This window comes from Lujinxingia vulgaris (assembly GCF_007997015.1).
In the GTDB taxonomy this organism is placed as follows: domain Bacteria; phylum Myxococcota_A; class Bradymonadia; order Bradymonadales; family Bradymonadaceae; genus Lujinxingia; species Lujinxingia vulgaris.
Genome location: NZ_VOSM01000020.1, coordinates 22,337 through 30,080 on the forward strand (window position 1 = coordinate 22,337; position 7,744 = coordinate 30,080).

Genomic DNA, 7,744 nt, shown 5'->3' on the forward strand with positions numbered 1-7,744 from the left:
CGCACAATCCTCGATCCTGTGCACATCGATCGGTCAAAAACTCTGGTGGGTCGTCCCCCACTGGTAGTTCAGCCCCAGGGTCAGCTCAGTGTTCGTGCCCGGCTCCCCCACCGCCCCGCTCTGATAGAGGTAGGCGTTAAAGGAGGCCGTAAAGAAGAACTGATCGAAGACCGCAAAGAAGAGGCGGTTGGCGCTGCGCAGCTCATGCACATTCTCGCGGGCGATGCCGTTGTAGAAGTACTCAAGCTCGCTCTCCAGCTGCACCGGGCGCCCGAGCACATCAAGCAGATCGATGCGCCGCAGCGTGTAGCCGGTGTTAAGACCCCAGCTGGCCTCCCCGTTTGGCTCGTTGATGTCGCGGCGCATGTTCACACCGAGCTTCAGATCGAGCGCCTCGGCCAGCTTAAACGAGAAACCGAGGATGCCGCGCACATCGACCCGGTGCCAGGCGCGCGTCTCCGGGCGGTCAAACTCCGACTCCACCTGCAGCTCAGCGAGCGGGCCGGGCACGTACCAGCGCCCTCCCAGGGTGGAGCGCAGCGCCAGATTTCGGTACTGGCTGCGCAGACGCAGAAGATCACGAGTCTCCTCAAAGGTCGCTCCCTCGGTGTCGGCCAGGCGAGCGGTGGCGTATTGCAGGAGAAGATCGCTATCCCAGCCGTGATTGCGGCTGTCGGCCCGCGCGCCCACGCGCCCCTCCAGGTTGACCTGGTCGGTGGAGGCCACCGTCAGCTGGCTCTGCTCATAGCCTGCCGCCCCGCCCACCAGCGGATTGACCACGCTGACCTGATTGTACGAGGCGTTGATCGAACCGGTGTAGGTCCACAAAAACTGGCGATGAAGATCGGGAAAGCTCCTCACTGGCGAGAGCCCGGTACTCGACAGATCGCCCTCTCCAGCGGTCCCACCGGCGTTGGAGCGCGTGTCGACGTAGCGCACCACAAGCTCCGCGATGCTCGGGGAGCCGGCGGCCCAGTCCGGCTCATAGATCCGCGCGGACTTGAGCTCGTCGGCCTCAATCACCCCGTCGCCGCCGGCGGCCAGGTAATCGTTGAGCACGACCGGGTAAAGACGATCATCGCTGACTGCGCGGCCGTTGACGCGAACCTCCTCGCCATCGAGCACCAGCCCCGCGGCGCGCAACTTCCCACCCTGCTGTGTCGCAATGCGCTTGAGCGCCCGCCCCTCCATCTGCGCCACGACCACATCATTATCAAAGGGCAGCGCGCTGTAGACATCGGCCAGGCTCAGCTCCCCGGTGAGCGGAAACTGCCCCCGATCCCGAAACGCCCCGGCATTGATCAACGCCACCTCCGCGCCCACGCTAAAGCGCATCACGTTCATGATGAAAGTCTGCAGATCGCGCGCTTCAAAAGGCCCCGCAAGCCCGGCGTCTGCGGCCAGCGGCTGCCCCCAATCCTCACAATAGGCGTCGGCCACAACCTCCAGAACTTCGCGCGTGATGCGGTCTTCCGGCATCTCGCTCACATCGACTCGCCGCGGCCGCACCTCGCCAACACGGGGACTGCCGGTGCCGTAGCGCAGGCCCAGCTCGACGGTGTGCACATGAAACGCCCCGCTGTCAGCCGAGACAATCGGCGTGCCGGTCGTCTCGGCCCGCACCATCCCGGGGCGCCCCTCGCGAAGATCGCCTTCATCGAAGAGGTGGCTTGCCACCATCAGGTCGATGCCCTCGATCTGGCTGGCCAACGCATAGGCTCCGGAGAGCGCGTCGGCCTCCCGGGCGTGGTACTGCACCACGGTGAGATCGGCCTCGGCGCGCATCGCTTTGATGAGCTCCGGCAACACCGCGGCCGGCTCGGCCAGCGCCAGCCCCTGACGCTGCACCTCGGTCAACGACTCCAGCAGGTGAGGCGCAAGCAGCGAGGCGACGGCCACGCGCACCCCGCCCCGCTCCACGACTTTGAAATGCGGCCCCACAAGCCCGCCGGTGGTCTCACAGATGGCTTCGGCCCCGCCGAAGTTCTCGCAGCGCAGGTTGGCCGCCTGAAGATCCAGCCCGCGCTCTTTTGCCGCCCGCATCACCTCAATGAGCTCACCGCGCGGCGCGCTGAGCTCGCGGTTTCCGAGAGACTGCGCGTCCACCGGCACGGCGTTGAGTAGATCGACCAGGTTGCGCGCCCCCTCCTCCCCGCTGCGCATCAAGTAGCGACTTAAGGGCCCGGGATACATCGCGTCGCCGGCGCTGAGCACCACCGGCGCGGGCAACCTCCCGCCCAACGAAAGTTCGCCAAGCGTGCGCACATAGCCCACCTGACGCGCCCGATAGTACGCGCGCACCTCGGCCGGCTCCCGGCAATCCACCCGCGCCAGATCCCCTTCGGTGTTGCCGGTGAGCACCAGCGTGAGCTGTGAGGGGCGCGGATCTTCTGCGTCTTCAACCCGGGCGACAACCTCCTGGCCCACCTCCTCGCCAGCCCGCAACGCCTCCTCTCGCTCAAGCTCTGGCGCGGCCTCCTCGACCGCCTCAGCCTGCGCCCACCCCCCCGTGCTCCACCCCAGCGCCGCACACATCACCCAACATCCGACCATCTGCCGAAGATCCACCTTCATGCCCACCTCAACTTACCACTTTGACCTTTGAGCTCACTCGCGCCCTCGCGCGCCGAGCAACCGTCGGCGCGACTCGCCCGCCCGTCAAGTCACCCGGGCCGCCGGGGTAGTCGACGTTGACAAGTTCACCGCCAATTTTCTACGATTCAGCGCGAAGTTGGCATCTTTTCCGGGCGCATCAACGCGCCCCTGGCGAGCAGGCGCTCGCCACCTCTCTCGACGGGCACGGTCGCCCGCCCCCTGCAGCCAACGCACCCCTTAATCGCGCCCGCGCCTCACCTTGAAACGCGCCGCGCGCCCTGGCACCGGATCTTTGGGCTCATGAGCGAACCGGGAATCCTTCCAAAACCCGTCCCCTTCGGCAAATACTACCTCCTCGAACGCATCAACGTCGGGGGTATGGCCGAGGTGTTTAAAGCAAAAGCCTTCGGCGTCGAGGGCTTTGAACGCATGCTGGCGATCAAGCAGATCCTGCCCAATATCGCCGAGGATAAGGGCTTCATCGAGATGTTCATCGATGAGGCCAAGATCGCCGTGCAGCTCACCCACCCCAACATCGCCCAGATCTTCGATCTGGGACAGGTCGATGGCTCCTACTTCATCGCCCTGGAGTACATCAGCGGCAAAGATCTCAAGACCCAGTACGAGCGCGCCCGCCGCATCGGCGAAAAGATCTCCATCCCGCGCGTCTGCTACATCATGATGAAGGTCTGCGAAGGCCTGGGCTACGCCCACGAGAAGAACGACCCCCAGGGCAACCACCTCGAGATCATCCACCGCGACATCTCCCCGCAGAACATCCTGACCTCCTTTGAAGGGGAGGTGAAGATCATCGACTTTGGCATCGCCAAAGCCCAGGGCAAGACCAGCCACACCCATAACGGGATGATCAAGGGCAAGTTCAGCTACATGAGCCCGGAGCAGGTGCGCGGCCTGCACGTCGATCACCGCAGCGACATCTTCAGCATGGGCGTGGTCCTCTACGAGCTGCTCACCTTAGAGCGCCTCTTCACTGGCGAGAGCGACTTTGAGACGCTCGAGAAGATCCGCCGCGTGGAGATGAGCCCGCCCTCGCTCTACAACCCGCACATCCCCAAGGCGCTCGAAGACATCGTGCTGCGCGCGCTCAGCGGCAACCCCGAGGAGCGCTTCCAGACCGCCTATGAGTTCGGCGAGGCGATCGAGCGCTTTATGCGCGACCAGGGCTACTACTACACCAACAAAGATCTGGCCGCGTACATGAAGGAAGCCTTCAGCGCGGACATCGAGTTTGAGAACAAAAAGACCGAGTATTACCGCTCGCTCAACCTCAAACCCATCGAGGAAGCCCCGCGCAACCGCGCCCCTCGCCGCCCGGCCGCCGACCTGAGCTGGGGCGACGAAGAGATGGAGACCCAGATCTTCGGCCGCGAAGACGCCATCGCCATCGTCGATGATGCCGACATCGTCTACGCCGACGAGAGCATCGAGGTCATCGACGAGAGCTCCACCCAGATTCACGTCTCCGGCGCACACGCAGCGGTCAGCGAAGAGGCATCGACCCGCGAGTTTGAGCGCTGGGACATGAACCTGGACCTGGGCCAGAGCCCGCGCCGCCACAACTCACGGCCGGGCGAAGAGCTCGACCTGGACCTCGACATTGAACCTCGGCGCGGCGCACCGGTCACCTCGCAGATGCCGGCGGTGGAGCGTCGTCGCGACGCCCACAACACCGTCCCGGGCGCGGTGGCGATGCCCTCGACCACCCGCAAAAAACGCAAAAAAGGCGGCGCCAACCTGGGCGTCGTCGCCCTGGTCGCGCTGCTGGTGATCGCGCTGGGCCTGGGCGCCGTCTGGATGACCCGCGACACCACCTCGCCAGTGATGTTCGCCTTTGGCGAAGAGCCCGTGCGCATCTACGTCGACGGTCAGCTCGTGCACGAGGGCCCCACCCCCTATGAATGGGAGGGCGAAGCCGGCACCTACACCGTGGCCGTGGAACGCGATGGCTTCAAACGCTATGAGACCGAAGCCACACTCGTCGCCGGCGAGCCCACGCGTCTGGCCGAAGAGCTCACGCCGCTCGATTACTCCAACACCGGCTTCAACGTCGCCAGCACCCCCGAGGGCGCAAAAGTCTTTGTTGGCGATGAGGAAATTGAAGGCACCACCCCGGTCGAGATCCGCGACCTGGCGCCGGGATCCTACACGCTGCGCGTGACCCTGGATGAGCATTTTGAGGCCGAAGAAGAGCTCGAAGTCACCCTCGACCAGGTCGCCGAGCATAGCGTGGCGCTTCGTCCGGCGAAGATCGATCTTCGCGTGACCAGCGACCCGAGCCGCGCGGACTTTACGATCTACACCGCCGAGGGCAGCGAGCGCGTTGCCCGCGGTCGCACCCCGGAGACCGCCAGCGATCTCGATGCCTCGCGCAACTACCGCGTCGTGATCTCGCGTCGCGGCTACGACGACTGGGAAGGCACCTTTGAGCCGGGCACCGAGGCCGAAGCCACGCTCAACGCCGAGCTTGAGCGCACCGAGTCGGAACCGGCCGTCGCTGACGCCCGCCCCGCCTCTGCGGCGCGCGTCCCCGACCGCACCGGCTCGTCGACCGGCTCGACCGGCTCCTCCGCATCGTCGGGCTCCAGCCGCACCGAGACCGCCCGCGCGGAGCCCGCGCGTGAGACTACCACCCGTCGCGAAGAGCCTGCCGCCCAACCGGCAAACACCGGCACCGGCACCGTCTCGATCGCCTCGCGCCCGGCGGCGCGCATCTACATCAATGACGTGGACACCGGCAATTACACCCCGCTGATGAACCATCGTCTGCCGGCGGGCACCCATAAGATCGTGCTGGTGAACCCCGAGTTCAACCTCAACAAGACCTTCTACGTCGATCTGAAGCCCGGCGGCGAAGAGCGCATCATCAATCGCTGAAACACCCCAAGGGGGACCCTGTGGTCCGCGCGCCGCTGCGAACGTCTGACCTGACCCATTATTGCGAGAGCTGCTCCACGCTCGTCGAGCAGCTCTCGGAGCGTTGCGCCGAATGCGGCGCTGCCCGACCGCAGGACGGCTGGACGTCCGTTCACGCCAGCCCCTACGCCTACCTGGGTCGCATCATCGACGGACGCTACTTCGTCGATCGCTTTTTAGGATCGGGGGCCTCGGGCCATGTCTACCGCGCGCGCAGCGTGCGGGTCTCGCGCCAGTTCGCCATCAAGGTCGTCGATACGCGGCGCTACGGTGACAGCGAGGAGGTGCAACGGGAGATGCTGCGCAGCTTCGAGCGCGAAGTCGACGCGCTCAGCCGCATCAGCAACCCGCATGTCGTCAACGTCTATGAGTTCATTCACCTCAGTGACACGATCCTGGGGATGGTCATGGACTACCTCGACGGCCAGACCCTCGAAGATCGCCTGCGCCAGGACCAGGCGCTCACCCTGCGCGAGGCGGTGGAGATCACGCGCCAGATCGCCGACGGACTTCATGAGGCCCACCAGCAGGGCATCGTCCACCGGGACATCAAGCCCGAAAACATCATGATCGAGGCGCTCCCGGCCACCGGACTCTTCGCGCGGGTGCTCGACTTCGGCGTGGCCCATGTAGCCGGCAGTGGTGAGAGCACCTACGGCTTTCACGGCACGCCTCTCTACGCCTCCCCCGAGCAATGCACCGAGTCGCGCCAGCCCGACCACCGCAGCGACATCTACAGCCTGGGATGTGTCTTCTTCCATATGCTCACCGGGCAGCCTCCTTTTCCCTACGCCAACGCCCTGCGCGTGATGGAAGCGCACGTCGAAGCACCTCGCCCCTCCGCGGTCAGCACCGCGCCGGGACGCAACATCCCGAAGAGCCTCGACAACCTCCTCCAACATATGCTCGCCAGAGAGCCTGGCGAGCGCCCCGAGGACTTCTGGAAGGTCTATCAGGACCTGAGCGCGTTCCTCGACGGGTTGCCACTCCCTCACTTCGGCGAGTCTTTGCCGGCGGATGCCGAGACGGTGGTGGAGCTTTCTCGGGACGAACCGACACAACTTACCGAACCCACCCTTGGCGAGTTCGTCTCATTGGCGGAGCGAACCTCCAATGAGCTCGCCCAGGACTACTCGCTGATCACGGAAGCCGAGGCCCTGCCGCAGTGGACCGAACGAAGCGACGTGGACATGGCGCAGCTCATCAGCGTCGGCCTGCCATTTGCGACGGCGCCCATGCCCTCCATCACGGCTGCTGCCATCGATCGGGGAGCGCTCGGGGTGGTGTTGGCCGACCATCTGATGCGCGTACACCTGTTGGGCATCAGCGGACAGGGCTTCGCGCAGAGCTTCAGCGTGCCCCGGCTCGTGGTGGCCCTGGAGGTCGATCTGACGCACGCGCACCTTTACGCCGCCGACATTCACGGGGACATCACCCGCTACACGCCGTCGGGAGGCGGCGCGCAGACCATCGCGCGCCTTGCCGGCTCGGTGCTCGCGATGGAGCTCCATCCCTCGGGAAGCCATCTTCTGGCCGCCACCGAGCGTGGCGAGCTCATCAAAATCGATCTTCGTACGGGACGCACCCACACGCTGTGGTCTTTCTCATTGCCGATCTCCGCATTGCATCAGCACGCCCGCGAAGATCTTCTGCTGGTCGGGGTATGGGATGGCACCGTGGCCTGCCTGCGCCCGCAGGCGCATGAGCTACAATGGCAGGTACCGGTGGCACGTGACGCCCTCGCCACGGTCGGTGTGACCGACGACCAACGCTTCTTTGCGACCGATGCCCGCGGGGAGTTGTATGTCGGTCAGCTGGAGGGCGGCAAAGCGATCGAGTCGCATAGGATCGGGCAGGAGCTGCGCGCGGTACGTGCTCGCCCCGATGGAAGCCTGATCGGCGCCACGCTCTTTGGCGATGACGCCCAGATCTGGCGTATCGAAATCTGAACGCACTCCCAAAGGGGTGCGGAGCTCCAGGTGTCAGACACGCGAAGAGGTGGTCTGAAACGTGATCCGACGTGCTCCCTCCTCCCGGAACTCCCGCTCTCCCCCAATCCCCACCGCTCTCCCCTGACCAAAAAACAAAAAAACCCGCCCCGCTCTACTTACGCAGAACGGGGCGGGCTTTTTAAATAGAGGGTTGGCAGCGACCTACTCTCCCACGACCTCTCGGTCGCAGTACCATCGGCGCTGGAGAGCTTAACTTCCGAGTT

Annotated in this window: 3 protein-coding genes and 1 rRNA gene; 2 read left to right on the forward strand and 2 right to left on the reverse strand. The window is 65.0% G+C overall.

The window, feature by feature from the left end; translation table 11 throughout:
- Positions 1–33: 33 nt before the first annotated feature.
- Positions 34–2,574 carry a 5'-nucleotidase C-terminal domain-containing protein gene (locus FRC98_RS20405; RefSeq protein WP_146983432.1) on the reverse strand — a complete coding sequence of 847 codons (2,541 nt, stop codon included), beginning with the start codon at positions 2,572–2,574 and terminating at the stop codon, positions 34–36.
- Positions 2,575–2,895: 321 nt separating this feature from the next.
- On the opposite strand from FRC98_RS20405, the gene FRC98_RS20410 reads away from it, so the two are divergent.
- A complete protein-coding gene (locus FRC98_RS20410; RefSeq protein WP_146983433.1) occupies positions 2,896–5,490 on the forward strand; it encodes a serine/threonine-protein kinase in 2,595 nt (864 codons plus the stop codon).
- Positions 5,491–5,510: 20 nt separating this feature from the next.
- Positions 5,511–7,478, forward strand: coding sequence for a serine/threonine-protein kinase (locus FRC98_RS20415; RefSeq protein ID WP_230467860.1), 1,968 nt, complete (start codon positions 5,511–5,513; stop codon positions 7,476–7,478).
- A 191-nt stretch (positions 7,479–7,669) separates the two neighbouring features.
- On the opposite strand, the gene rrf is transcribed toward FRC98_RS20415, so the two are convergent.
- Positions 7,670–7,744: ribosomal RNA gene (gene rrf, locus FRC98_RS20420) — 5S ribosomal RNA — on the reverse strand; the annotation flags it as partial.

Excerpts from the sequence above, each read along its gene's own strand:
- FRC98_RS20405 (WP_146983432.1), bottom strand. The coding sequence starts at position 2,574 with ATGAAGGTGGATCTTCGGCAGATGGTCGGATGTTGGGTGATGTGTGCG.
- FRC98_RS20410 (WP_146983433.1), top strand. The coding sequence starts at position 2,896 with ATGAGCGAACCGGGAATCCTTCCAAAACCCGTCCCCTTCGGCAAATAC.